This window comes from Escherichia sp. E2748, assembly GCF_005781125.1.
Taxonomy (GTDB): Bacteria; Pseudomonadota; Gammaproteobacteria; order Enterobacterales; family Enterobacteriaceae; genus Escherichia.
On the sequence record NZ_VATP01000058.1, the window covers coordinates 1 to 1,264 of the forward strand.

The 1,264-nt window shown below is 54.0% G+C and carries 1 protein-coding gene; it reads right to left on the reverse strand.

The window, feature by feature from the left end; translation table 11 throughout:
- On the reverse strand, nucleotides 1–1,264 hold a 1,264-nt coding region (locus tag FEK42_RS22850; protein WP_171022649.1), incomplete at both ends, for a hypothetical protein.

Here is a 1,264-nt window from a genome sequence, read left to right on the forward strand (position 1 = left end):
GCGGGGGCATATCACAGCCCGCCAGATCGTCTATGGAAATAACATCCGTCAGATAGCCCCGATTTATATCGGCATCTGTTACGGTATGGGGCTGATTTAATTTTAACAGCGGATTACTGTTTTCCATTTCCTGCGTCTGCTTATTCCACGCGTGCAGATATGCCGTGGCCATTATCTGATCGCCCGCCACCAGGTGTTTTTGCCCGCCGGATAACGGAATACGATATTCCAGCCCCTGATAGCCGATTTCATTGCGCCCGAGCAGCACATCATCTTCATCAATAACCGCGCCGTCTTTACAGACAAATTCCGGTGCACGATAGGTCCGCTTCACCCCGTCCGGTGCGGCAGGCTGGTCCTGCGGAATTTTAAATTTGATTTCCTGCAGACGGAGATAATTCACCCCCTTGTGCAGATAGGCATTTTCGACAAGACAGGCATGGATGTAATAAGTCTTTCCGGCCTCGAAATTAGATTCGGTAAAATACAGGGCGATATCGGGCGCGCCACCACTGGCTTTAAGCGGGATCTGCGTTTTTCCCAGTAACGTCAGCGGCGTGTAGTGGTTCTTTTTCTGTATCTCTTTTCCGGCAAATAGATACACCGCGCCGCCCAGCAGGTCGTGCTCCTTCACCGCCTCCCAGTTCGAAAGCAGCGGGAATGTCGCCAGGCCATAGCTGTCATCACCGGGGCGCGCCTGAGGGTTCTGCCCTTCTGCCACGCTGACAGCTGGCGCCGTCGCAGCCTCCCAGGCACTGTTGATAAAAAAGTTCGCGGTGTTGACCATCGTCCCGACGCCATAAATCCCGGCGCTGAACGCGGTAAGCAGCGTGCGGTTTTCCCGGGGCTGCACGTTAATGACAGCGCTCCCCAGGTCGTCCAGCATGACGTAAAAATAATCCCCACTGGTTCTGTCTGCCGCACAGGGGACAATTTCACTGAACGAGGCGTCGCTGATGATGGCATCTTCAGTAATGCGGGTCACGAGGGGGTAAAAACAGGCCTGGGTGTTTCTTAGTCCCGGCACGGTCAGCCGCCAGGCCATAGCAGGACGTGAGGATAACGGTCGCGTGCTGTCATTGCTGTAATCAATTAACACCGGTGTATCGGCAGCAAAAGTGACGTCAACATCAATATCGGCATCCCAGGCTACATTCCAGGTCACGGTTTCAGAGGTAACCGGGATTCCACTATTATCAAGGCAGCAGGAAACCGTCCACGACAGGCGGTCACCTTTCATCAGGCTGTCATCCACAGTCAGTAA